Raw genomic sequence first — 872 nt, 5'->3', positions numbered from 1 at the left:
TCCAGGCCCACATAGACGACGGCGCGCTTTCGGATGACCTGCATCCAATCGAAGATCGGGCGGGGGTCGGCCAGGTCGGAATAGTTCGGCGCCAGAAGCTGGGAAATCTTCCCGCTGGTGAGTTTCTCCAGCAGCGGCAGCAGCGATGCGACGATCTTGTCGAAATACGTCTTGTCGTAGCGAACCGCCGAGCGCAGGCCGTCGAGCACCGGGTCATAGTTACGGGCCTGGGAGAGGTACTGCTCCAGCGCCACCACGCGCTTCTCGCGCCCAATCATGTTGCGCGGGATGTTCTTCTCGTTGAGCTTGGCCTCGATCTGGACGATCACCTCCCAGGCCTTGGGCTCGGTCTTGGCGAAGTAGTGCTGGGCGTACTCGATGAACAGCGCGTCGATGTTGATGACGTGGCGCTGGATCAGCATGTAGTCCGGGCGCTGGCCCAGTTCCACCAGGGCGCGGGCGATGATATTGACGAAGCGCCACGCAAACTCGCGAAATGCCGCGCTGTTGCCTTCCCCGGAGAGCTGCCCTGCAACACGGGTGGCCACCTCGCTGATGCGCCCAAAGCGGCCCACAGCGTTGTAGCGCGCGGAAATGTCGGGCCAGCCCAAATGGAAGACATAGAACTCACCCTCACGACCCGCGCGTTTGGCCTCGACGTACACCCGCTTCAAAAGATCGGCATCGCCCTTGGGGTCTATGACGATGACGACCTCGTGCTCGCCGTCGGCGTTCTTGCGCCGAATGTCCTGTGTCACAAACAACTCGGCCAACCGCGTCTTGCCCACGCGCGTGGTGCCCAGCACCAGCGAATGCCCGACGCGCTCACCCAGCGGCAGGCTGACGTCCACCTCATCGGGTTCGATGCCGTG

Annotated in this window: 1 protein-coding gene; it reads right to left on the bottom strand. The window is 62.8% G+C overall.

Annotated elements, in window-relative coordinates; translation table 11 throughout:
• Positions 1 to 872: conjugative transfer system coupling protein TraD (gene traD / locus EKA13_RS27390; protein ID WP_141685686.1), on the bottom strand; the 872-nt coding region annotated here is incomplete at both ends.

The organism is Pseudomonas defluvii (genome assembly GCF_001695625.1).
In the GTDB taxonomy this organism is placed as follows: Bacteria; Pseudomonadota; Gammaproteobacteria; order Pseudomonadales; family Pseudomonadaceae; genus Aquipseudomonas; species Aquipseudomonas defluvii.
The sequence above is the reverse complement of the archived record's forward strand: the minus strand, read 5'-3'. Positions and strand labels throughout refer to the sequence as shown.